Annotated in this window: 24 protein-coding genes; 8 read left to right on the top strand and 16 right to left on the bottom strand. The window is 60.8% G+C overall.

The features are described 5' to 3' along the window. The coding region (locus tag EKD03_RS11710; RefSeq protein WP_153188296.1) for a hypothetical protein at window positions 1–280 on the bottom strand (280 nt) is incomplete at its 3' end. Between the two features lie 120 nt (window positions 281–400). On the opposite strand from EKD03_RS11710, the gene EKD03_RS11705 reads away from it, so the two are divergent. After that, window positions 401–628, top strand: a complete 228-nt coding sequence (locus EKD03_RS11705) for a hypothetical protein (RefSeq protein ID WP_129630797.1) — start codon at window positions 401–403, stop codon at window positions 626–628. Further along, window positions 625–945, top strand: coding sequence for a type II toxin-antitoxin system RelE family toxin (locus EKD03_RS11700; RefSeq protein WP_129630795.1), 321 nt, complete (start codon window positions 625–627; stop codon window positions 943–945). The genes EKD03_RS11705 and EKD03_RS11700 overlap by 4 nt, the downstream gene beginning before the upstream one ends. 33 nt (window positions 946–978) lie before the next feature. On the opposite strand, the gene EKD03_RS11695 is transcribed toward EKD03_RS11700, so the two are convergent. The 12 genes from EKD03_RS11695 to carA form a co-directional block, all read right to left on the bottom strand. Beyond that, on the bottom strand, window positions 979–2,529 hold the full coding sequence (locus tag EKD03_RS11695) for a M1 family metallopeptidase (protein WP_129630793.1): 1,551 nt from the start codon (window positions 2,527–2,529) through the stop codon (window positions 979–981). 393 nt (window positions 2,530–2,922) lie between these two features. Beyond that, window positions 2,923–3,348: a type II toxin-antitoxin system VapC family toxin gene (locus tag EKD03_RS11690; RefSeq protein ID WP_129630791.1), complete on the bottom strand. Its 426-nt coding sequence runs from the start codon at window positions 3,346–3,348 to the stop codon at window positions 2,923–2,925. Between the two features lie 18 nt (window positions 3,349–3,366). Next, the gene (locus EKD03_RS11685; RefSeq protein WP_129630789.1) at window positions 3,367–3,609 is read right to left on the bottom strand and encodes a hypothetical protein; all 243 of its coding nucleotides are present in this window, start codon (window positions 3,607–3,609) and stop codon (window positions 3,367–3,369) included. Window positions 3,610–3,629: 20 nt separating this feature from the next. Continuing rightward, window positions 3,630–4,322, bottom strand: coding sequence for a LutC/YkgG family protein (locus EKD03_RS11680; protein WP_129630787.1), 693 nt, complete (start codon window positions 4,320–4,322; stop codon window positions 3,630–3,632). Beyond that, complete coding sequence (locus EKD03_RS11675; protein ID WP_129630785.1) at window positions 4,319–5,725, bottom strand: LutB/LldF family L-lactate oxidation iron-sulfur protein; 1,407 nt, start codon at window positions 5,723–5,725, stop codon at window positions 4,319–4,321. Before EKD03_RS11675 ends, EKD03_RS11680 begins: the two co-directional genes overlap by 4 nt. Window positions 5,726–5,740: 15 nt before the next feature. Continuing rightward, complete coding sequence (locus tag EKD03_RS11670) at window positions 5,741–6,490, bottom strand: (Fe-S)-binding protein (RefSeq protein ID WP_129630783.1); 750 nt, start codon at window positions 6,488–6,490, stop codon at window positions 5,741–5,743. A 314-nt stretch (window positions 6,491–6,804) separates the two neighbouring features. Beyond that, window positions 6,805–8,061, bottom strand: coding sequence for an MFS transporter (locus EKD03_RS11665; protein WP_161569252.1), 1,257 nt, complete (start codon window positions 8,059–8,061; stop codon window positions 6,805–6,807). 10 nt (window positions 8,062–8,071) lie between these two features. Continuing rightward, window positions 8,072–8,509, bottom strand: a complete 438-nt coding sequence (locus tag EKD03_RS11660) for a MarR family winged helix-turn-helix transcriptional regulator (RefSeq protein ID WP_129630779.1) — start codon at window positions 8,507–8,509, stop codon at window positions 8,072–8,074. Window positions 8,510–8,701: 192 nt separating this feature from the next. After that, entirely contained in the window at window positions 8,702–9,604 is a 903-nt protein-coding gene (locus EKD03_RS11655; protein ID WP_129630777.1) for an alpha/beta fold hydrolase, read from the bottom strand. Between the two features lie 92 nt (window positions 9,605–9,696). Beyond that, complete coding sequence (locus EKD03_RS11650; protein WP_129630775.1) at window positions 9,697–10,545, bottom strand: DNA methyltransferase; 849 nt, start codon at window positions 10,543–10,545, stop codon at window positions 9,697–9,699. Between the two features lie 149 nt (window positions 10,546–10,694). Further along, entirely contained in the window at window positions 10,695–11,429 is a 735-nt protein-coding gene (locus EKD03_RS11645) for a CBS domain-containing protein (RefSeq protein ID WP_129630773.1), read from the bottom strand. Between the two features lie 131 nt (window positions 11,430–11,560). Next, window positions 11,561–12,685: a glutamine-hydrolyzing carbamoyl-phosphate synthase small subunit gene (gene carA, locus EKD03_RS11640; RefSeq protein WP_174842861.1), complete on the bottom strand. Its 1,125-nt coding sequence runs from the start codon at window positions 12,683–12,685 to the stop codon at window positions 11,561–11,563. A 233-nt stretch (window positions 12,686–12,918) separates the two neighbouring features. On the opposite strand from carA, the gene EKD03_RS11630 reads away from it, so the two are divergent. Both EKD03_RS11630 and EKD03_RS11625 read left to right on the top strand, forming a co-directional pair. After that, entirely contained in the window at window positions 12,919–14,034 is a 1,116-nt protein-coding gene (locus EKD03_RS11630) for a glycosyltransferase (protein WP_129630767.1), read from the top strand. A gap of 97 nt (window positions 14,035–14,131) precedes the next feature. After that, window positions 14,132–15,691 carry an amidase gene (locus EKD03_RS11625; protein WP_129630765.1) on the top strand — a complete coding sequence of 520 codons (1,560 nt, stop codon included), beginning with the start codon at window positions 14,132–14,134 and terminating at the stop codon, window positions 15,689–15,691. 240 nt (window positions 15,692–15,931) lie between these two features. On the opposite strand, the gene htpG is transcribed toward EKD03_RS11625, so the two are convergent. After that, window positions 15,932–17,821: a molecular chaperone HtpG gene (gene htpG / locus EKD03_RS11620; RefSeq protein ID WP_129630763.1), complete on the bottom strand. Its 1,890-nt coding sequence runs from the start codon at window positions 17,819–17,821 to the stop codon at window positions 15,932–15,934. A 371-nt stretch (window positions 17,822–18,192) separates the two neighbouring features. Here htpG and EKD03_RS18955 point away from each other — a divergent pair, with 371 nt between their 5' ends. The 4 genes from EKD03_RS18955 (at window position 18,193) to EKD03_RS11605 (ending at window position 19,984) form a co-directional block, all read left to right on the top strand. Beyond that, complete coding sequence (locus EKD03_RS18955) at window positions 18,193–18,318, top strand: hypothetical protein (RefSeq protein WP_274542413.1); 126 nt, start codon at window positions 18,193–18,195, stop codon at window positions 18,316–18,318. A gap of 179 nt (window positions 18,319–18,497) precedes the next feature. Further along, entirely contained in the window at window positions 18,498–18,791 is a 294-nt protein-coding gene (locus EKD03_RS11615; RefSeq protein WP_129630761.1) for a hypothetical protein, read from the top strand. Beyond that, on the top strand, window positions 18,772–19,734 hold the full coding sequence (rsgA, locus tag EKD03_RS11610; RefSeq protein WP_129630759.1) for a ribosome small subunit-dependent GTPase A: 963 nt from the start codon (window positions 18,772–18,774) through the stop codon (window positions 19,732–19,734). Before EKD03_RS11615 ends, rsgA begins: the two co-directional genes overlap by 20 nt. 28 nt (window positions 19,735–19,762) lie before the next feature. Continuing rightward, window positions 19,763–19,984 (top strand): hypothetical protein, encoded by a 222-nt coding sequence (locus EKD03_RS11605; RefSeq protein ID WP_129630757.1) that lies wholly within the window; start codon window positions 19,763–19,765, stop codon window positions 19,982–19,984. A gap of 60 nt (window positions 19,985–20,044) precedes the next feature. On the opposite strand, the gene EKD03_RS11600 is transcribed toward EKD03_RS11605, so the two are convergent. Together EKD03_RS11600 and EKD03_RS11595 are read right to left on the bottom strand one after the other, a co-directional pair. Continuing rightward, window positions 20,045–20,887: an MBL fold metallo-hydrolase gene (locus EKD03_RS11600; protein ID WP_129630755.1), complete on the bottom strand. Its 843-nt coding sequence runs from the start codon at window positions 20,885–20,887 to the stop codon at window positions 20,045–20,047. Then, entirely contained in the window at window positions 20,884–21,801 is a 918-nt protein-coding gene (locus EKD03_RS11595) for an MBL fold metallo-hydrolase (protein WP_129630753.1), read from the bottom strand. Before EKD03_RS11595 ends, EKD03_RS11600 begins: the two co-directional genes overlap by 4 nt. Window positions 21,802–21,846: the final 45 nt, after the last annotated feature.

Genomic DNA, 21,846 nt, shown 5'->3' with positions numbered 1-21,846 from the left:
TGATCTGCGAAACCTCGCTCGTACCACGGGCATCAATACTCAGACCGGGCAGTTTGCTTTCAAACTCGACACCCGCCACCTTGGCCGCATCTGCCGTCCTAATCTGGTTATGCGAACCAAGATCCGCAGACGCACCGGTTTTCGGAACCAACTTAATCGTTGGCGGCCAGCCAAGCTCAATCTCACCGATAACAATTTTGCCTTTGAGCATGAGAACAACCAGCAGGAGCACCAACACGACCGCAGCGCCAACGATGGTGTAGAGCAGCCAGTCAGCCATTGTTACCTCGCAGGTAGGGGGGAGATCGGTGGAATTATAGCATAGCTAGTATAGCACTTTCGTTCCTTCCGGTGCTATAATCATTCCAGCATGACATTTTTCCATAATCAGGAGCATGCAATGACTACCGGAAGCGAAGCACTGCAATCCGTCCAGTTTGTTACCGTTAAGGGCAGACGGTTGGCGGTACTCCATGCGGAGGATTGGGAGAGCCTCATCGAGTGGTTAGAGACACTTGAGGACAACGCTATCGTCAAAGATGCGCTCTCTGATCTCCATGCGGTCGGAGGAGATCGGCTAAAAGCTGGTTGGCTCAAATGGTCTGATGTGATGGATGATCTGGTATGAAGCAGTACGAGATTTTCATCACACCTCGGGCTTGGCGTGAAGCGAAGGCACTGCCTGGTCATATGCGACAGCGTATCCGCCATGATATTGACAGTCTAGCTCACAACCCTCACCCACCACATAGCAAGGCGTTGAAGCTTCTGCCAGATACAGATTTGGATATACCAGAGGGTTGTAAACTCCGTCGTCTGCGGATTGATCGGTGGCGAGTGGTCTATGGAGTGTCAAAAACGGAACAGATTATTGATGTGCTTACCATCCAAAAGCGCCCACCCTATGACTATGGTGATCTGAGTGAACTCGTTGAAGGTGTATAAATACGAATTAGTATCGCAGCATAACTTGATCACCTACGGTATCCCCACCTTGGTACTCGTTTCCACCCAGTCGTGGTAGAGCGTATCCAGCTCGCAGCCGCAGGTCTGTTCGGCGACTTGCAGCAGATCTGCGCCCGTTACGTCCTGGTAGCGGTAGGCCGCGTAGTAGTTTTGCAGGAACTGGGTGAAGCCTGCATCGCCGATCTGGCGGCGCAGTGCGTGGAAGAAGAGCGGCGCTTTGGCGTAGTTGAGCGGGTAGTAGCGCCCGCCGCCCAACTCGGAGGCGGGTGTGTCGAGTGGGGCATCGCGGCCCGCTGCCCGTGCGTTGTGGAAGGTGCTGCGGAAGTGTTGCAATTCCCCCTCCACCGCGTCGGGTTGTCCGATCTCTTCGTAGTAGATGACCTGGGCATAGCTGGCTAACCCTTCATCCAGCCACGCCTCGCTCTGCGCATCGTTGCCGACTTGGCTGTACCACCATTGGTGGGCAATCTCGTGGGCGATGGTGGTCTCAAAGTCATCGCCTGGGCGTGTGTAGAGGCTCTGTTCGATCAGTACCACGCCGGGGTATTCCATCCCATAGAACTGGGTGAGCGCACTCTGGACGACCTCCAACTCGGCGAGGGGGTAGGGGCCGTAGCGGTTGTTGAAGGCGCGGAGTGATTGCTCGGCCACTTCGAGGCTCATCTGGCCCGCCTCGGCCATGCGCGGTTGGAAGTAGCTCACGATGCGGGTGCCATCCACCACGCTCTCCACAGCTTGCAGCCCCTGGAGCGCCGCCAAGTAGAATTCGCGCTGTGGCCCGCTCACGAAGCGCTGGCGGTGGATCGCTTCGTTTACCTCAGTGTCGCTGATGGTCACGCCGCTGCTGATCAGCGTCCAGCCTTGGGGCGCATCTATCGTCACATCGTAGAGCGCCACGCTCGATACCGTAAAGTCGCCGCGTGACACAATCGGGCGCGTGTCCCAGCCGGTTTCGGGGAAGTAGCGCGCTAGGATCGGGTAGAAGTTGGCCATAGACCAGACCCCGGCCTCAAAATTGAAGGCTCCGAAGGTCTTTTTGCTGGCTGCACGCGGAGTTTGGGCGCGAAAGCCGAGGATTACCTGGGCGCTCGCATCTGGTTCGAGTGGCGATTCGAGCTTCAGGGCGAGGAGCGTGTCGCTGTACTGCACCTCCGAGGCCACCGCTTGCCCGTTGACCGTCGCGCTGGTGACAGTGAGGCCACCGCCAAAATCGGGATGGTTGGGGTAGAGGTGGAAGTAGAGGCGATCCAGGGCTACCCCGGTGCGGTTGCGCAGATCGAGCGTGACCGTCCCGCTGATGCTCAGGTCGCTGGGGTTGAGTGCGGCGATGATCTGGTAGTGATCCCATGCCTCGGTGGACTCAAGATCGTCCACTGCATCGGGGCGGAGCGCGGCGGCTTGGGCGGCGACTGCGGGTGGCAGTGTGGGTTCGGGGGTAGGGGTGGGACTCACACGAGGGGCAATGAAGCGATCAAGCGGTATCCAGGCACTTATCGTTGATACGCTACATCCGCTGAGGAAGAGGCTGCATAGGAGAAGTAGGCTGAATAGGGGGCGGTTCATGGGGTCTACCTTCAGGTAAGGAACGATTCTCGCACCCCAGCGGGGTGATTTCTCCCTAGTATCGTCGGGTCTCTTGTGCTATGCTCATAGTAACGGCTGTTGACACTGTACCACAGAAAGAAGGTGGCGTTATGGTGTCGAACAAAAAACATTATGAGCAACTGAACCAGAGCGACACCTCTGTTGCAGAGATAGCTGAAGCCCCAGTCCATACTCGCTTCTCGGTTGCCCCCCAGCCGCCAACCCTAGTCAATGAGCCACGCTATATTCATGCTCTCATGCTTGCTACATGGTTTGGGCGGTTGATCGATCCGGTGGATGTTGTGCACCACCCGGTGCGTAGGAACTAAGCATGCCATTGTAGCGACGCAAGATCTTGCGTCGCTACGGGCTTTACAGGACTCGCAATACATCCTGCGGTGTCATAACTGTGACTATAGGTGCAGCACGTTTGGCTTGTTCCTGATCAAGCGTCACCAACGTGCAACCATATCTATGGGCAACTGCGATATAGACGGCATCAGCACCTTTGACTGCTCGATCAGCCGCAATGTCTGCTGCTGCCTGTCCCAATGTGCGGTCAAGGTCAACAAACTCCATAAAGGGCAGGCTCTGTAGTGCATCAACAACTAAGCGTGCGCGAATGGGATCGCGACGTACCCGACTAATGGAAGCGGCGAGTTCAGCTAACAAGAGGGTTGGCACGATAATTGACACATCCCCTCGCTTGAGGCGCTCAAGCAAAGCGTGACAATCCTCAAAGTTGGGATCGTTTGGGTCAATGTCGCGAGCATAAATGTTTGCATCAAGGGTATACATTGGCAATCGCCTCCCGTTCTAGCGGCGTGATGCCGCAAGATCTTCAGCGATAGTCGGTGAGACTGGCCCTTGAGCCGCAAAATGAGCACGTACCGCATCGAGGGTGGCGTAGGCTTCTTCATGGCTCATTCTCGGTCGGCGGGCTGGCTCAGGTACTTCGCTCACAGCCTCACTGACAAGCGCACTCGCGAGTCGTAACCGATCAGCAAGCGATAAGTGACGTGCAGCATGGAGCAGGATGTCATAGGTTGCTAAAGACATATTGTGGCTCCCTTCGTTTATCACCCCACCAAAATAACATGCACCTCTGGTGGCCCGTGGATGCCCAACGACAATGTCATCTCGATGTCGGCGGTGCGCGAGGGGCCGGTGATGAGGGTGAGGTTGCTGGTGGTGGTGAAGATCGCTTCATCGTAGCGGTTGCGCAGCAGCGCCAGCGCCTCGCCTAGCCCGCGCACCAGTTGGCTGCGGCGCAGGATGGCGATGTGGCACGGGGCGAGAAGTGAGGCCAGCCGGGGCCTTCCGGGGCCGTGGCGCAGTACGAGGCTGCCGCTCTCGGCAATCCCCGCCTCGACTCCAGAGATGCAGATCGCCAGCGGCTCCATGTTCTGGAGGTGGGCACTGCGGCTGGCTCCGTGCAGGTCGCTTGCGGCGAGCGTTACCCCGTGCGCTTCGAGCAGTGCGGGTAGCCCCGCGAGGCCGATCTGCTCCACGTCCCAGGCGATGATCTGCGGGCTGGGGCGCTCTGCGAGGAGGGCTGCGATCTGATTTAGGGCGGCGCGCTCGTCGGCTACCACGTAGACCTTGCCCGCAATGGTGCGCAGTTCCGCCGCGAACTGTTCCACCAGATCATCAGCGGCGGGCATGACGTAGGGCGGAATGGTGTGCGGCGCACTGTTGGCCACGCTTTCGAGCCAGGGGCGGTTCGAGGCGAGGCTGGTGTGGAGGTTGGCGAGGATCTGGCTGCGGGTCATTCGGGTTCCTCTTCCCACATCTCGCTAAAACTTTTGGCGGGGAGGGTGGGGAAATCGCGCTCCCGGCTCCATGGGTGCAGGGGTGGCGGTAAGCGCCGGATGCGCCCTTTGCGCCCCAGTAGGCGGCTGCCGTTGCGGGCGGCGCGTCCGGCGGCGCGGTAGAGGAAGGGGTTGGTCATCATGCGCTTGTAGCTGCTCATCGCGGCCTGTTCGATGGGGTGGGCTTTGCCCGCCTTGACTGCGTCGGCGCGGTGGCGTAGCAGCAGATCGGGGAGGGCGATTCGCACCGGGCAGACCTCTTGGCACGCGCCGCAGAGCGAGCTAGCCTGGGGTAATAGATGCACATCGGGCAGATCGGGTTGCAGGATGGGGGTAAGCACCGCCCCGATGGGGCCGGAGTAGACCCCGCCGTAGGCGTGGCCGCCAATCGCCTGGTAGACCGGGCAGGCGTTGAGGCAGGCTCCGCAGCGGATGCAGAGTAGCGCTTCGGCGTATTGGCTGCCCAACATCTTGGAGCGCCCGTTGTCGAGCAGAACCAGGTGGAACTCCTCTGGCCCGTCGGCCTCGCCGGGGCGCGCCGGGCCGTTGATGATGCTGGTGTAGACGCTCAGTTTCTGGCCCGTGGCGGAACGTGCCAGTACTTGCAGCATCACCCCTAGATCGTCCATGCGCGCTACGATCCGTTCGATGCCCATAATGGCGACATGGATGCGCGGTACACTCGTGGAGAGGCGCGCATTGCCCTCATTCTCCACAATCACTACCGCGCCCTCGTCGGCGACGCCAAAATTGACCCCGCTAATCCCCATGTCGGCCTGGAGGAAGCGCTGCCGCAGCGCACGCCGCGCAGTCTGGGTCATGGTGGGGATGTCGTCGGTGGGTGGCACGCCCAGGTGTTGGTGGAAGAGATCACTCACCTGCTCGCGGGTTTTGTGGATGGAAGGGGCCAGGATGTGCGAGGGGGTCTCGCCCGCCAACTGGATGATATACTCGCCGAGGTCGGTCTCGATCACCTCCAAATCGGCGGCTTCGAGCGCCTGGTTGAGATGGATCTCCTCGGAGGCCATAGACTTGGATTTGACGATGCTCCGCACCTGGCGCGCCTGGGCCAAGTTGACGATATAGTGCTGGGCTTCGGCGGCGTCGCTGGCCCAACAGACATGCCCGCCGCGTGCTTCGACCCGTTCCGCCAGTTGCACCAAAAGGGTATCGAGTTGCGCCAACGCCCCGGCGCGGATGGCCCGCGCCGTATCGCGTAGCCCATCGGCATCACTCAATGCCCGCAGCGCCCCGGCGCGATTGCCCACAAAGCGCCCGGTCGCCCGGCTCAGCGCCGTCTTCAGCGAGGTATCATCAAGCGCCGTAGCGACCCGATTATAGAAGGAGATGGACTGACTAGGCATACAGGCTTCCTTTGACTACGGGCGTTCGTTGGTCATATTCGCCAGCACCTCAACCAGATGGCGGGCACGGGTGCGGCGACCCTGACGGCTCAACCCGCCGCCGATCTGGGTCATACAGGAAGCATCGCCCATCACGACGAGATCGGGGTCGGTGGCTTCAATATCGGTGAGCTTATTCTTGAGCATCGCCTCCGAGATCGCTGCCTGCTTGACCGCGAAGAGGCCACCAAAGCCACAGCATTGGTCGTGGCTGGGGAGCGGGCGAACGTCAGCCTGGGCCACATGGCCAAGCAGGGTACGCGCTTGGCGACCGAGGCCGAGGTAACGCAGCCCGTGGCACGAGTCGTGGTAGGCGAGGCTGCCCTGGAAACGCGCGCCGACATCTTCCACACCGAGCACATCCACCAGGTACTCGCTAATCTCATAGGTGCGGGCGATCAGATCGGCAGCCGGATCGGCGTAGGGGCTACGCTGGAAGAGTTCGGGGTAGAGGTGGCGAATCATGGCGGTGCAGGAACCCGAAGGGATGACCACATCACCCTGGCCACGCAGCACCTCAATAGTGCGGGCGGCCACCGCGTATGCCTCGTCGCGGAACCCGGCATTAAAGGCCATCTGGCCGCAGCAGGTGAGGCCACGCGGAACATGCACCTCGATCCCCTGGGCTTGGAGCAGCTTGGCCGTGGCAAAGCCGATCCCAGGGTAGACCTGATCCACGATACAGGTAACAAACAGCGTAACACGGCGGCCGGGCTTCTTTGTCACGGCGGCACTCCTAGGTGGGAAGGCGGTAGGTAGTGGGATTATACCAGAATCAGGTATCTATGCTTGGGGCTGCGCCCCAAACCCGCTTTTTTCTCGTAAGAAGGAGGGCATCATCCTCGGTGGTACACCCTATCAACCGCAGAGGACACAGAGGTACGCAGAGGGATGGGGCTCGCGCTTTGGGGTTACAACCCATGGTTCTTCCTCTGCGTTCCTCTGCGTCCTCTGCGGTCAACAACCAGGGCGCAAGAGGACGCTTAACCGAATGCCCATAAGGCTTTGCCTCCCCCGAACCCCCGACGGGAGGCTCACAGTTACGAATGCGCCACCTGCAAGTGCAGCGTATGACGCTGATAGAGCGTCCCGATCCCCACCCCCAGCAGACACAGGGTTGCACACATCAACAACGTGTTGGGCACCCCGATCACATTCGCCGCCCCCCCGATGAGCAAGCCACCAATCGGCGTACTGCCCGCAAAGAGCGTGAAGTAGAGGCTACTCACCCGACCACGCAGTTGGTCGGGGACGCGCAGTTGGATGCTGGTGTTGGCGGCGGTGGTGAAGCTGATGCCGGCGAAGCCGAGGGCGAAGAGCAGCCCAAAGGCCAGCGGCAACCATGTTGTGAGTGCCAGCGCCCCCAGCAACAGGCTGAAGGCCGCCGCCGAGATGATCATGCGTAGCGGGGTGAAGGTGCGCATATAGGCGTTGGCCAGCGCCGCCGCGAGTGAACCCAGCCCTAGGAAGGCACCGAGCATGCCATAGCTGACCGCATCGGTATGCAGGACAAAGCCGCCGATTAGGGGCATCGTCACACTAAAGTTATAGCCGAAGGTGCCAATCGCGGCCATCAGGATCATCACCAGCAACACCTCTGGTGTGCGCCACGTATAGGCTAAACCCTCGCGCAGTTGGCGTAGCACCGGCTGCGGGGGGCGCTGTTCATTCTTGATCAGGCGCGTGTCCATCAGCAGCAGGCCGATCAGCATGGCCATGAAGCTGGCCGCATTCATATAGAGCATCGTGGCGATACCCAGCGGGCCGATCAGGATGCCCGCCATGGCCGGGCCGATGATACGCGAGCCATTAAAGACAATCGAGTTAAGCGCCACCGCATTGGGGCGATCCTCCTTACCCACCAACTCTATCGCAAACGCCTGGCGCACCGGCGCATCCAGCGCGTTCACGAAACCCTGTAACAGCGCCAGCAGGTAGACCTGCCAGAGTTGGATCAGATCCAATGCCACCAGACTGCCAAAGATGATCGCGAGAGTCATCGCAATTACCTGGGTACTCAAGATCATCCGGTAACGTGGCACGCGGTCGGCGATGACCCCGCCAAAGAGCGAGAAGAGCATTACCGGCAAGAACTGGAAGGTGGCCACCAAGCCGACTGCAAGTGGCTCGCTGGTGAGTTGCAGCACCAGCAGCGCCTGGGCGGTGGCCTGCACCCACGAGCCGGTCATGGAGACCAGTTGACCGAACCAGTAGAGGCGGTAGTTACGCACGCGCAGCGCACTGAAGCCACGGAGCAGGCGGCTCGGTGGGCGCGGAGTAGCAGGTGTGGTTGACATAGTGATTCCCTTATTGATCGGCGAGGGCGTGGTGGAGTAGTGGCAGGGTTGTCTGAAGCGTGGCCAGATCGGAACTGCTGAGACGTTCAGCCAGCAACGTGGCGAGTTGGCGCAGCGCCAGTGCATAGGTAGCGGCGTAGCGCTCCTGACCGGCAAGACTGAGGGAGAGTTGGTACTGGCGGCGGTCTTGCGGATCGGGACGCCGCTCAACCAAGCCGCGCTCGACCAGCGCTTGCGCGAGTTGACCCATGGAGGCCAGAGTCACCCGGCGGCGGCGGGCAAGTTCACTCACCGTCTTTGGCCCGTCACTCAGGTGGGCCAAGACGCGGAACTGGGGCATGGTGAGCGCATCTGGTTCATCCACCTGAATGGTGGTGAGCACGGCGCGGTTGAGTAACGGCAGCATGTCGAGCAGCATCTGGGCAATGCTGGCAGCTTCAGCAGACATGGGGCGGCCCTTCGCACGAAACAAAAAACATCAGGTATCCTGATAGTAAGGATACCTGATGTTTTTGATTTGTGCAATCGGCGAATATTCAGGGGCAGCGCCCCCAACTCCAATTCTTGTTGTGTTTTGGCGGCGAAGCCGCCAAAACACAACAAAAAAGATCTTCGGGGGCGGCGAAGCCGCCCCAATGTGCTACACCCGATCCACCCAAGGCAAAAACGCCTGACAGAACGCCTCCGGCGTCTCGTCGAAGGGGCAGTGGCCCGTAGCGGGGAGCACCACAATCTCGGCTTGGGGGATGAGATGCGCCTTGATCGCCTCGGCATCCGACGGCGGGATGGAGCGGTCTTCCGCCCCCCAGATCAGCAGCGTGGGCGCGCGCACATCACCGGGGAATGCCTCCAACGTCAGCCCCCGGAAGTTGCGCGATGCTGCCAGGTAGGAACTCGCCCCATACTTGCGCAACGGCGCAGTGAAGGTCTGCACCAATTTCGGGGTGACGCGCTCTTTGTTGTGGTAGGCCGAGAGCAAGCCCTGGCGCACGCTGTACTCTAGGGTACACGGGTTGGTGAAGGCACAGGTTACAGCTTCGCCCAGGATCGGCAAACTGAGCGCATTCATCATGACTGTATCGAAGAAGGTGGGCGGGCGCTCGTACATCTGCATGCCAGAACTATTCACCAGCACCAGCGCACGGGTCAGATCGGGGTAGCTGCGCGCCACCTCGGTGGCGACCACGCCGCCCATCGAGTGCCCGACCACCACCGCCGGTTCGCCCACCACTTCGCGGATGAAGGTGGCTACCTGGGCCGCCCAGCGCTCACGGCTGGGTTCGCCGCGTGGCCGCGCCGATTCGCCAAAGCCGTAGAGATCGAGGGCGTAGAAGGTGTGGCTGCGGGCCACTTGGAGTGCGATGCGTTTCCAATGTTCGACCATGGCGGCATAGCCGTGGATAAAGACGACCGGCACGCCTCGTTTGGGTTCCGAAACCCAGTAGCGCATCGGGCCGTGTTCGCCCTGGAGCCAGTCTTGGTAGATGCTGGTGCCATGCTCGCTCATCGGGGTGGTGGGTGTATCAGATGTTGTGGTTGACATGGTTGGTATCCTTGCAATAGGCTTGGGTGTTTGGTGTTCCCTTCTAGCATACCACAAGTTGCAAAGTTTTTGCACTGGTTTTGCAAAGAATTTTAGGGCCGATAACGAAAGATCAGAATGAATTGATGCATCTGGTTGGACACAAAGGCGAAGGGGTAGCCGAAGGGGTAGAGGTTCTGGCTCTGGTCGTGCCAGATCTGGTAGCCCCGATACTCCAAGCCGGGCAGGTCGCGCAGGTTGGCCACGATGTCGGCGTGGAGCATGTTGTGGTGGTCGGGGCTAGGTTGCAGGTCTTTGGTGAAGAGGACGAGGTGGCCGCCGGGGCGCAACAGGGGGATCGCGTTGGCGAAGAGGTCGCGCAGGGCGCTCAGGAATTCCCAATAGCCCAGGTTGCCTAGATCATCTGCCGAGTCGGTAAACGGGGTTGCCTCACCCTGCCCGCGCTTCTTGCGCTCGCCGGTCTTCGGTTTGGCCAGCATCTGCGCGTAGGGCGGATCGGTCAGGATCAGGTCGAAGGGCTGTGCGGTGATGGCCGGGTAGCTGTGCAGGTGGCGCGAGTCGCCAATGATGTAGGGTTGCGGTGCGATCTCCAATGTGGCACATACTTCGCTGTAGCAAGCGGCGTACACTTCGGAGAGATCCACGCCGATGGCGCTGCGGCCCTCTAGCGAACAGGCGAGCAGGGTGCCGCCCACGCCCGCAAAGGGATCGAGCACATGGCCGCCGCGTTTGGTGAAGAAGCGTACCAACTCGGCCATGAGTTGGGGCGGCTTGGGCGAGGGGTGCAAGCGCCGCAGATGATGCGCGTAGGCTTCGGGGCCACGGGTGGGGTAGCGTGTGCTGATCACCGAACGTAGCGCGTAGGTCCACTCGCGCCCGCTCAGGTCGTTCAGCCGGTTGCGTGGGTCGATCCGGGTTGGTTCTTCTTGCGCATCATCCATGGTCGGCTTTCGACAAGGCTTCAGAGGGACTGCGTCAAGGCATGGGATACATCCCAAACCTAAATGTTTGGTGGTGTTTGGCGGCGCAGCCGCCAAACACCACCAAACAGTATCTTCGGGGGTGGCGCAGCCACCCCCGAACCCCCACACTACATCCGGTACAACACATCCGCATGGGTGATGATCCCCAACGGCGGTTGGTCGCGCTGCCCGTCACGAGTGACGATCAGGGCGTCAATGCCGGGACGCCGCAGCGCCTCGACGACGGCGGGTTGGCTGGCGTCGGCGGCGATGACCCCGAAGCGGCGGCGCGACTGGGGTGTCAGTGCCTCGGCCACCGTCATGCCGTCGGCTTTGCCGCCGGGGATGAGGTCAGCAACGACAAGGTCGCGCTCACTCAGTAGTGCCACGACGGTCTCCTTGCGCAGCACGGGCAGCCGCCCAAAGCCCTCGCGCAGCATGGTGTCGCGGGCATCAACAAGGCGCGATGTTTCATCAATACTGCGGATGTGGCGGCTCATCATCTGGGCGGCGGTGTTGGCCTCTTGCTGGATGAGTACCCCCAGAAACTCGATCACCTCGGCGGCGAGGTCGGGGCTAGTTTGTAGCCCGTAGGAGTGGGCGAGGCAGTTGCGCACCTGGGCGTAGACTTCGGCGCGATCCAGCAACGCATCAGGGATCGGCCCGCGCCGCCGCAGCCAACTGGCGTAGCGCCCGATGCTGCCATGTTCTTGGTGGTAGCCTACCTCAACCGCCTCGTACTCCAGGTACTCCTCAAGCAGCTTGAGACCCTGATCCCCGGCCTCCGCCGCATCACGCGCCAGCAGCCCGCGCAGGTGGGCGAGGCGGCGGGCAAAACTGCCGATGATCGAGTGCTCGCTCATGATCACCTCTGAAGGGTGGAGGATTCAGTATTGACGCAAAGACGCAAAGGCGCAAAGGCGCAAAGGCTTGAATAGTATGACCAATGACAAACCTTTGCGTCTCTGCGCCTTTGCGTCAAAAGGCGCACAACCTAACTCCGCCGCGCCGCCATCATCTGGGTGAACTCGTGGAAGAGGTAGCTGGCGTCGTGCGGCCCCGGCCCGGCTTCGGGGTGGTACTGCACGCTGAAGCATCCCATCCCCACGTGGCGTAGCCCTTCCACCGTCTGGTCGTTCAGGTTGATGTGGGTGATCTCCACCTCCGGCGGCAGGCTCTCCGGGTCCACCGCAAAGCCATGGTTCTGCGAGGTGATCTCCACCCGCCCAGTGGGGATGTGGCGCACCGGGTGATTCACGCCGTGGTGCCCAAAAGGCAGTTTGAAGGTCTGTCCACCCAGCGCCAGACCCATCAACTGGTGGCCCAAGCAAATGCCGAAGACCACCGTCTTGCCCAAGAGGCCGCGCAGGTTCTCGAAGGCATACACTGTCGCCGCCGGGTCGCCCGGCCCGTTCGAGTAGAAGACGCCATCCGGCTTGAGCGCCAGCACCTCTTCGGCGCTGGTCGAACCCGGCACGACCGTCACCCGGCAACCATGATCCACCAGGCGGCGCAGGATCGTGCGCTTGAGGCCAAAGTCGTAGGCCACCACATGGAATTGGGTGGAGCGGGCAATGCCGTAGGAGTAGGGCGGGCTGAAGGGTAGGCTGTTCTCATCCCATTCGTAGGGAGTCGTGCAACTGACTACCCGCGTCAGATCTTGGCCCTCCATAGGCGGGGCCGAGCGCGCCTTCTCGATCAGGCTCTCCACCGACTCGCCGGTGGTGGAGATGATGCCGCGCATTGCCCCGGCGGTGCGGATGTGGCGCGTCAGCGCCCGTGTATCCACATCACTGATCGCCACGATCTGGTAATCGCGCAATAGTTGGGCCAGACTGCCCCGCGAACGCCACGAGCTATACTCCTCGCTGTAGGAGCGCACAATAAACCCCGCCACCTGCGGGCGGAACGATTCGGGGTCAAACTCATTCACCCCGGTATTCCCGATATGCGGCGCGGTCATCGTTACCAACTGGCCGCAGTACGAAGGGTCGGTCAGGATCTCTTGGTAGCCGGTCATCCCGGTATTAAAGACCACCTCGCCGATCCGTTCGCCAGCCGCGCCAAACGAGCGCCCTGCGAAGACTCGACCATCCTCAAGTACAAGCACTGCGTCCATAGACTCCCTATTTTCCATGTTGCCGATCATCATCGGCTGGCTATTGTAGCATGGATAGACGATTTATAATCAGGTACTATGCACATCCTCAAGGGCATGTGCATCGTTCTTGGGGCTACGCCCCAAACCCCAATTTGTGTTGTTTTTTGGCGGCGTAGCCGCCAAAAAACAACACAAAAGATCTTCGGGGGCGGCGCAGCCGCCTCCAAACCCCCACCGGAGGTGATTTACACATGCTCTGGCACATCCTCCATATCTACAAAGACTATTACCCCGTGATTGGGGGAATCGAAAATCATCTGCGCCTACTCGCCGAGGGCTTGGTGGCGCGTGGCCATCGGGTGACGGTGCTGACCAACGCGCTGGATGGGCGAGGTGGGGAGTATGAGGTTGGCGGGGTGCGGGTGGTGGCGGTGGGGCGGCTGGCGACGCTGGCCTCTGCGCCACTCAGCCCGGCGCTGCTCGTGCAGATGGTGCGCCAACGTCCTGATCTCGTCCACCTGCACATGCCCGATCCTACCGGCGATCTGGCGCTCGCCCTGGCGGGGCCGCGCACTCCGTTGGTGGTCTCCTACCACAGCGATATTGTGCGCCAGCGCCGTTTGCTCCAACTCTACGCACCGCTGCTGCGCCGCACATTGCGCCGCGCCACGCGCATTATCGCCTCAAGCCCGGCCTACAAGCGCAGTTCGCCCTTCCTGGCTGCGCACCAGGATCGTTGCGTGGTGGTGCCATATGGGATCGATCTGTCGCGTTTTGCCCATGCCGATCCGGCTAAAGTGGCGGCCATCCGCGCCCGCTACCCCGGCCCGCTCAGCCTCTTTGTCGGGCGTTTGCGCTACTATAAGGGCGTTGAGTATCTGGTACGCGCCATGGCCCATGCCCCCGGCCATGCCCTGATCATCGGGGCCGACGCGACGGTGCGCCGCGCCGATCTGCAATGCCTAGCCCAGCAGGTGGGGGTGGCCGAGCGGGTTCACTTTCTGCAAGCAGAAGATGACGCCGCGCTGCGGGCCTATTTTCATGCCGCCGATCTCTTCGTGCTACCCTCAGTTGAACGAAGTGAAGCCTTCGGCATCGTTCAGATCGAAGCCCAGGCCGCTGCACTGCCGGTGATCACCAGCGAATTGGGCACCGGTACCAGCTATGTTACTCAGCACGGGCAGACCGGCATTGTGGTGCCACCCGCCGACCCACGCGCGCTGGCACGGGCCATGCGGGTCATTCTGGAGAACCCCGGCTTGGCGCGGGCATGGGGAGCCGCCGGACGCCAACGGGCGCTGATGGAGTTTGATCATACCCGTATGCTTGACCGCATTGAGGCGATCTATGCTGGAATTATTCCGTAGGGGCGAAGCATCGCCCGCCAACTTCGTTCGGGTTCCCCTGCTGCATGGAGGGCGATGCTTCGCCCCTACTACGCCCATACCGAGAGGAATCTAATCCATGACCAACCTGCTTGACCGTCTGCGCACCAACCTGCGCGCTGCGAATATCCCGGTGAGTGTTGCGGATCTGGAGGGCATGAGCGCGAAGGGCTTTCTGAGCCGGGTGGCCGATGTTGAGCGCCTGCTTGAGAGTTTTTCCAGTGCTACCTTGCCCGATTATCTCGATATTGATGTCTTGCCGGTGGCGGATACGGCGCTGGCCAGCCCGCAACCGATGACAAGTATCCCGCCTGCCAACACCATCACCGCGCTGGCACCCCAATTGCGCACTGGCCGCCTCTCGCCGGTGGAACTGACCCGTCAGGCACTCGATCTGCTGGCCGCGCACGACCCGCACCTGAACGCTTTTCAGCTTGTGCTGGCCGAGCAGGCACTTGCCGATGCGCAGGCGGCTGAGGCCGCGATCAGTGCCGGGGAGTACCGTGGCCCCCTGCACGGGGTTCCCGTGGCGGTCAAGGATCTGCTCGATCTGATGGGAACTCCCACCACCGCCGGCTCAAAGATCCTCGCCGACCACTACCCCAGCCAGGATGCGACCAGCGTGGCCCTGTTACGCCAAGCCGGTGCGATCATCATTGGCAAGACGCGCATGTCCGAGTTTGCCTACTCGCCCGGTTCCAATAACGGCCACTACGGGCCAACCGCCAACCCCCACAACCCCGAACGGGACAGTGGGGGATCGAGTAGTGGCTCGGCAGCCGCCGTCGCGGCGGGGATTGTGGCGGCGGCACTCGGCACCGACACCGGCGGCTCGATCCGCATTCCCGCCGCCCAGTGTGGCATCGTGGGCCTCAAGCCCACCCACGGGCGCACCAGTCTCGCCGGGGCAGTTACGCTCTCCTGGTCACTCGATCACCTGGGGCCACTGACGCGATCTGTCAGCGACACCGCGATCATGCTGGAGGTACTCGCTGGCCCCGACGGGCATGACGGACGCACGCTGCGCTCGGTGCCGCCCTTCCACGCCAATGGACTCCAGCCACTTGCACGCGGAATCCGCGTGGGCGTGTTGGGTGCGGATGGCAGTGGCGCACCCCAGGCCGACCCGGAGACGTTGGCGGTGGTACGTAGCGCGGGGGCGCAGTTGCGCGCTGCCGGGGCTGAGGTGGCAGAAGTGGACGTGGCTGAAATCGAGGCGCTACGCCTGCTCAACCCGGTCATTCTGGCCATGGAGGCGGCGGCCTTACACCTGCCCAACCTGCGCACGCGGCTCAACGACTACGCCGAATTTATGCGCCAGCGCATCCTCGCCAGCTTCGTCTATGGCCCGGCCACCTTCGTGCAGGCCCAACAGGCGCGGGCGGTGCTACGCCAGCGCATGACGGCACTCTTTGAGCAGATTGACATCCTGGTGCTGCCGGTCGTTCCCCACCCCGCCCCGCCCTTGGGCGTGATCACCGCGACCACCTTCACCGGCCCCTTCAACTGTCTGGGCTGGCCCGCGATCAGCATCCCCGCCGGGTTTAGCCGCGAGGGCTTGCCGCTGGCGGTGCAGTTGGTGGCGCGTCCGTGGGAAGAAGCCGAGTTGTTGCGGGTGGCGATGGTGTTGGAGGCATGATCCAGGGGGCGTGTTGGCGGCAAAGCCGCCAACACGCCCCATTGGCGTTCGGTTAAGCGTCCTCTTGCGTCCCGGTTGTTGACCGCAGAGAACGCAGAGGAACGCAGAGGAAGAACCAGAGGTCGTAACCACAGGTAGCGCAAAATCCATCCCTCTGCGTACCTCTGTGTCCTCTGCGGTTGATATGTGATGCCCTCCGTAACCGAATGCCTATGCCAACACGCCCCCCCTAGATCATCCCTACTCCGTCCGGGCCGCTGCCTCCAGCAGTCGCAGAATACGCGGCACCATCGTGGCCGGGTTCTGGTGCAAGCCCTCCAACAACAGCGCGTTGTCGTAGAGTTGCTCCGCCGCCGCCGCCAGAATCGGGTCGTTGGGGTCGGCGGCAGCCCGGTGGGCCAGCGAGACAATCAGCGGGTGGGACGGGTTGAGTTCGAGGACTCGCGGCAGGTTGATTGTCTCGCGCCCCAACATCTGCTGGATGCGCTGCATCTCGCGCCCTGGCCCGTCATCATCGCTGACGAGGCGCACCGGGTTGTCACGTAGCACCTTGGAGGCGCGGATCTCCTTGATCTCCTCGCCCAGGATGGCCGCCAACTGCTCGGCCAACGTGCTGAACTCGGCATCGCTCAGGCGCGATTCGGGCGCATCTACCTCACCCGGCAACTCAAGATCGGCCTCGTCCACGTTGCGCAGCTTCAGCCCCTCATACTCGCGCAGCCCGGAGAGCATGAAGCCATCCATCAGTTCGCCGAAGAGTAACACTTCAATCCCACGCGCCGTGAAGGGGTCGAGGTGCGGGCTGGTGCGCGCCGCCTCCAGGCTGCCGCCCATCACATAATAGATCTCCTGCTGGCCCTCGACCATACGCCCCTTGTAGTCCGCCAGTGTGATCAGGTCATCGCCGCTCGTCGTGCTGTTAAAGCGCAACAGCTTGAGCAACTCCTCGCGCTGCTCATAATCGGTGGCCACGCCCTCCTTAATAAAGACACCGAACTCCTTCCAGAAGGCAGCGAACTTCTCCGGCTCCTTGTCGGCCAGTTCGTTCAGTTCGCGGTGCATGCGTCCGGTGAGGGTCTTGCGGATGCGCTGCTGCACCGGCGACTGAATATTGGCCCCGACGTTACTCTGCACACCCTCACGCGAGACGTTCAGCGGCAGATCTTCGCTATCCACCACGCCCTCGATGAAGCGGAAGTAGTTCGGCAGCAGATCCTTGGCATCCTCCTGGATGAGCACCTTGCGCGAGTAGAGCTTGATCTTGCCCTCGATACGACGCTCGATCAGCCCACGCTCACGTTTCGTCGGAACAAACAGAATGCTATGCAGATCAATCGGCACATCAGTGGAGAGATGTAGCTTATGCAGCGGCTCATCATAATCCATCGTCATCTGCTGGTAGAGGCTCTTATATTGCTCGGCCTCCACCTCACGCGGCGCACGCCGCCAGAGCGCCTTCTGCTGATTGACCTGGCGCTCGCCCATATAGATCGGGAACGAGACAAAGTCGGAGTGGCGCTTGATGATCTGCTCCAACTTCCAATCGTTGGCGAACTCAGCCGCATCATCCTTGAGGTGCAGCGTGATACTCGTGCCGCGCTCGGCGCGCTCGGCCACCCCCAACGTAAAGCTGTTGCCCCCCGTAGACTCCCACACCGCCGCTTCCGCATCGGGGTGGAAGGAGCGCGACACCACCGAGACCTTATCCGCCACCATAAAGACCGAGTAGAAGCCGACGCCAAACTGGCCGATAATCTCACTCGCGCTGGCCTGCTGCTCCTTGGCCTGCTGCACAAAGGCGCGCGCACTCGATTGCGCAATCGTCCCCAGGTGGTCAATCATCTCCTGGCGGGTTAGACCGGTACCCGTATCGCGCACGGTGATCGTCTTGGCCTCTTTATCCACCTCGATCCAGATCCCCAACTCGGCTTCAGGATTGAGCACGTTCTGGTTGGTGAGCATCTCAAACTGCAAGCGGTTGATCGCATCAGAGGCATTCGAGATCAACTCACGCAGAAAGACATCGCGGTCGGTATAGAGCGAATGGGCCAGAATATGTAGAACCTGCTGTACCTCAGCACGGAAGGACATCGCCTCCGGCGGTGGCATCGTCTCCTGGTCGGTCGTCATCGTGGCAAGCTCCTTTGTTGCTTATCGTGTACCCAATCATGCTGCATTGTACGATACATGACCAGTATTAGATTCTCGTTAGCGGAGCGCAAAAGGTGTGTTAGAACCCCCACCGCAGGTGACTTTGCACATGCCCTGGTACTAGCCTATTGTAACTGTTCACACTTCTCCTAGCCTCCAGGCTTTGACGCAAAGACGCCAAGGCGCAAAGCCTGCAACAACCCTTTGCGTCTTCGCGCCTTTGCGTCAATCAGAAGCTTCCTTTACCCCAAGTGTGAACAGTTACAGCCTATTTCGATATTGACAACCCACACCACCCTATGCTATCCTAACCGCTAGATATCCGGGCTTAGCCGCAGAGGAGTATGTTGATGAACTTGACAGCCTACAACAACACCGCCGGTTGCACCGGCGCGGGCTACGCAGCCCGTGTTGTGCGCCGCATCAACGCTCGCGATGATGAGCCTGGTCTCCCTTTGCACCTACTCAGGAGTTGAACACAACTCCATTTAGTGAGTATGAGGCTGTGGGGAACCAAGAGGTACCCACAGCCTCAACTGTTTCCATGAGGCTGTGGCGTCCCATCAAGGCGACCACAGCCTTTTTGTGTTCTCTCGCAGGGCGTCGCAGTGATCGCATCGTTCGGAAGTAATGAATTCAGTAAAGGAACCGTGAAATGATACACATCGAACAATCGGTCGGGGTCACCCATCTGCCGCCGTCGTCAGATTTGCAGCCTACCTGCGAGAGGAACACGACCTTGATTATTCTTGAACGCGATGGCACCATCAGCCATTCTGCAACAGATATAGCACCAAAGAACATACATCGCGCACGGGTTGAACTCCCTGCCGATCTTGAGGCTGGTCAACCGGCCCCTTCCATGATTGAGCGCGTGCTCGATTTTGCCTGCGATATTCTGGGGATTCGCAATCTAGAGGTACGCATCTATGAGCCCCAGAAACGCTAAGTTGTCCGCTCCTAGTGCCACAAAGCCCGACACGATCAACGGGGTTATCCTGCGTGCCCAGAGCGGCTTCTTCTGGGTACAGACCGCGCAAGGCGTGATCGAGTGCCGTCTACGCGGGCGGCTCAAGCGCGAACGCCAGCGCAGCGACATTGCCGTCATCGGTGATGATGTTGCGATCAGTATTGTCAGCCCCGGCCACGGCGCGGTGGAGGAGGTGCTGCCGCGTCGCTCGCGCTTAGCGCGGCGCGCCGCTGGCACCCGTGATGCCGAGGATGTCATGGTGGCCAATGTCAGCCAGGTGTTGCTGATCTTCGCCTGTGCCCAACCCGCCTTCACCCCGCGCATGCTGGATCGTTACTTGGTGATCTGCGAGCATAGTGGCCTCGAACCACTGATCATCGCCACCAAAGTCGATCTGGTCAGTGCCGAGGCCGCCCAGGCCATGCTGGCTCCCTACGAGCGCATCGGCTATCCGGTCATCTACGCCAGCACCCACACCGGCCAGGGGCTTGCGGAAATCCACCAGCGCCTAGTTGGTCAGATCAGCGTCGTCACCGGCAAATCCGGGGTCGGCAAGAGCAGCCTGCTCAACGCCGTCCTCCCCGGCCTAAACCTCGCCACCAGTGCCGTCTCGACACTGCTCGGCAAGGGCCGCCACACCACCACCGTCGCCGAACTGCACCCCGTAGATCTGGAAGGTGGTGGGTATGTCGCCGACACCCCCGGCATCCGCGAGATCGGGCTGTGGAACCTGCCGCCCGAAGATCTCGACTGGTGTTTCCGCGAACTGCGCCCATTTCTGGGCCAGTGCTACTACGCCGGGTGTACCCACGTTCATGAACCCGACTGCGCGGTGCGTGCGGCAGTCAGTCATGGGCAGATCGATCCCGTTCGGTATGAGAGCTACACTCGCTTACGCACCGGCGAGGCAGAGGCCAGGTAGTAGGTCACAACATCAAAAGAGGAAGAACATGCCCCGTCTACGCATCAACCTGCGCGATATGAGCGCACTGGACGAGTTCGACCTGATGGACGAAGTGGATCAGATCAACCCAAGTGAAGAACGCGGGAATGAGCGCGATGATCGCCGCCCGATCAACCCGGTCGCGCTCCAGCGCCGCCAGGACTCGCGCAAGTTTGGCAAGGACATCGCTCGTGTCCTGCGCCAGACCAAAGATCGCCTCAAGCCATAATATCCGCACACAATCGGTTTGCTCATACTGGCGGCGAAGCCGCCAGTATGAGCAAACCGATTACACCTCAATCTCCTCACCCTCACGCGCCGCATCAAACAACAACGGACTCCCCTGCGCCACTAGGCGATCCTGATAGTGCCTCACAATCGCGTCCAACTGCGCATCGGTACGGGTTGGCGCGTGGTGGAAGATCATCAACTGTTCCGCCCGCGCCTTCTGGCTCAACTCAATCGCATCCTCCACCCGGCTATGACCATAATCCTGCACCTGCTCGTGGCGCGTATAGGGCGCACTATGCACCAGGATGCTGGCCCGGTCGGCAAAATGCAACGCCTGCTGCCAGATCTGATCGTTGGTGTAGCGCACATCGGTGATGTAGACGACTGAGCGACTGCCCTCCTCGATCCGGTAGGCCCAGATCGGCGAGTGTTTGCGCTGTGAGAGCGGCATGGCACTAATCCGCAACCCGCCCACCATAAACGGCGTGGTCGAGATGGGCTGGAAACTGTGGGTTGCCCCGATATGCGCAAGGCCATAGACGGGCGAATAGACGGGCGAGAGCATCCCATCGTAGACCATCTGCAACGAACCACGGGTACTATCGGGGCCATAGATATGCAGGCGGTTGCCGGGGATATGTACGAGAGCCGGAAAGGGCAACCCCAAGATATGATCCCAATAGGTATGGCTAATCAGCAGGGTCATCTCGCCGCCACCACGGCCAAACTCGCGTCCCACCAACGCATCGCCAAACTGACAAAAGCCGGTGCCGGTATCAATCACCACCAACTCGCCATTGGCCCCCGTGAGCGCGGTACAGCAGGTATTCCCGCCATAGCGCAGATACTCTGCGCCCGGCGTCGGCACATAGCCACGCACCCCCCAAAACTGTAGTCTCATAACGCAACTCCCTTGCGCAACTCCATGCCCTCGAAGGCTGCGCTGATCCTCAGGTTGGGGTTGGGGGGAGTCTGTTGGGCAGCCAGCATAGCATCAATCTGCGCATCGGTATGGTGCGGATCGTGGTGGAAGAGGAGCAGGTGCTTCACCCCCGCCGCCTCGGCGATCTCGCGTGCCTGCCCAGGGGTGCTGTGGCCCCAGTGCGGGAAGCGGGCATACTGCTCATCCGTAAACTGCGAGTCATAGATCATCCAATCCGCCCCTTGCGCCAAGGCCACGATCTTCGCCCGCATATCGGCGAGGATAGATAGCTCTTCTTCTGTATTCGGCAAGGGTCGCCCCGTCCATGCAATGCGTTCATCACCAAAGAGAATGGTGTGGAACGGCCCCGTATCGGGGATGAAGACCAGCGCACCCGCATCACTTTCGATGCGGTAGGCGAGTGCCCGATAGGGATGGTTGGCTTGGGCGGTTGAGATGCGTACCTGTCCTCCAATCTCAAACTCTACCTCATCATGAATTTCGTGGAAATTCATTTCGGCCCGCAAATCCTCTAAACTAATCGGCATCAATGGGTCACTCAGCGCATTGGCGATGGTGGTGCGTAGGCTTGATTGTGTGCGTTGAAGGCCATAGATCTCGATGCGTTTGTGCGGATTGAAGATCGGCGCAAAGAAGGGAAAGCCAATAATATGATCCCAATGGGTATGGGTGATCAGGAGGTTGATGGTGTCGGGTGGGTTCGCTTCGCGGCTTAAGGCTTCACCGAGTGGGCGTAGCCCGGTGCCAGCATCGAGAATGACACAGATCTCGCCGACTCGTACTTCGACACAGGTGGTGTTGCCACCATAACGCAGCATCTCCGCACGAGCCACCGGATAGGAGCCACGGGTTCCCCAAATTCGTATAATCATAGGTATTCTTGATGGTTGATCTGCATCACCAAAGTCTAGTTTACA

Origin of the sequence: Candidatus Oscillochloris fontis, assembly GCF_004138135.1 — a bacterium.
Classification (GTDB): Bacteria; Chloroflexota; Chloroflexia; order Chloroflexales; family Chloroflexaceae; genus Oscillochloris; species Oscillochloris fontis.
This window is presented reverse-complemented; position numbering and strand designations above follow the sequence as displayed.

Coding starts and splice junctions, on each gene's coding strand:
- EKD03_RS11680 (WP_129630787.1), bottom strand. CDS start 4,322: ATGACCCGCAGCCAGATCCTCGCCAACCTCCACACCAGCCTCGCCTCG.
- EKD03_RS11630 (WP_129630767.1), top strand. CDS start 12,919: ATGCTCTGGCACATCCTCCATATCTACAAAGACTATTACCCCGTGATT.
- EKD03_RS11660 (WP_129630779.1), bottom strand. CDS start 8,509: ATGTCTGCTGAAGCTGCCAGCATTGCCCAGATGCTGCTCGACATGCTG.
- EKD03_RS11615 (WP_129630761.1), top strand. CDS start 18,498: ATGATACACATCGAACAATCGGTCGGGGTCACCCATCTGCCGCCGTCG.
- htpG (WP_129630763.1), bottom strand. CDS start 17,821: ATGACGACCGACCAGGAGACGATGCCACCGCCGGAGGCGATGTCCTTC.
- EKD03_RS11705 (WP_129630797.1), top strand. CDS start 401: ATGACTACCGGAAGCGAAGCACTGCAATCCGTCCAGTTTGTTACCGTT.
- EKD03_RS11595 (WP_129630753.1), bottom strand. CDS start 21,801: ATGATTATACGAATTTGGGGAACCCGTGGCTCCTATCCGGTGGCTCGT.
- carA (WP_174842861.1), bottom strand. CDS start 12,685: ATGGACGCAGTGCTTGTACTTGAGGATGGTCGAGTCTTCGCAGGGCGC.
- EKD03_RS11695 (WP_129630793.1), bottom strand. CDS start 2,529: ATGAACCGCCCCCTATTCAGCCTACTTCTCCTATGCAGCCTCTTCCTC.
- EKD03_RS11665 (WP_161569252.1), bottom strand. CDS start 8,061: ATGTCAACCACACCTGCTACTCCGCGCCCACCGAGCCGCCTGCTCCGT.
- EKD03_RS11690 (WP_129630791.1), bottom strand. CDS start 3,348: ATGTATACCCTTGATGCAAACATTTATGCTCGCGACATTGACCCAAAC.
- EKD03_RS11655 (WP_129630777.1), bottom strand. CDS start 9,604: ATGTCAACCACAACATCTGATACACCCACCACCCCGATGAGCGAGCAT.
- EKD03_RS11650 (WP_129630775.1), bottom strand. CDS start 10,545: ATGGATGATGCGCAAGAAGAACCAACCCGGATCGACCCACGCAACCGG.
- EKD03_RS11605 (WP_129630757.1), top strand. CDS start 19,763: ATGCCCCGTCTACGCATCAACCTGCGCGATATGAGCGCACTGGACGAG.
- rsgA (WP_129630759.1), top strand. CDS start 18,772: ATGAGCCCCAGAAACGCTAAGTTGTCCGCTCCTAGTGCCACAAAGCCC.
- EKD03_RS11645 (WP_129630773.1), bottom strand. CDS start 11,429: ATGAGCGAGCACTCGATCATCGGCAGTTTTGCCCGCCGCCTCGCCCAC.
- EKD03_RS11625 (WP_129630765.1), top strand. CDS start 14,132: ATGACCAACCTGCTTGACCGTCTGCGCACCAACCTGCGCGCTGCGAAT.
- EKD03_RS11600 (WP_129630755.1), bottom strand. CDS start 20,887: ATGAGACTACAGTTTTGGGGGGTGCGTGGCTATGTGCCGACGCCGGGC.
- EKD03_RS18955 (WP_274542413.1), top strand. CDS start 18,193: ATGAACTTGACAGCCTACAACAACACCGCCGGTTGCACCGGCGCGGGC.
- EKD03_RS11685 (WP_129630789.1), bottom strand. CDS start 3,609: ATGTCTTTAGCAACCTATGACATCCTGCTCCATGCTGCACGTCACTTA.
- EKD03_RS11700 (WP_129630795.1), top strand. CDS start 625: ATGAAGCAGTACGAGATTTTCATCACACCTCGGGCTTGGCGTGAAGCG.
- EKD03_RS11675 (WP_129630785.1), bottom strand. CDS start 5,725: ATGCCTAGTCAGTCCATCTCCTTCTATAATCGGGTCGCTACGGCGCTT.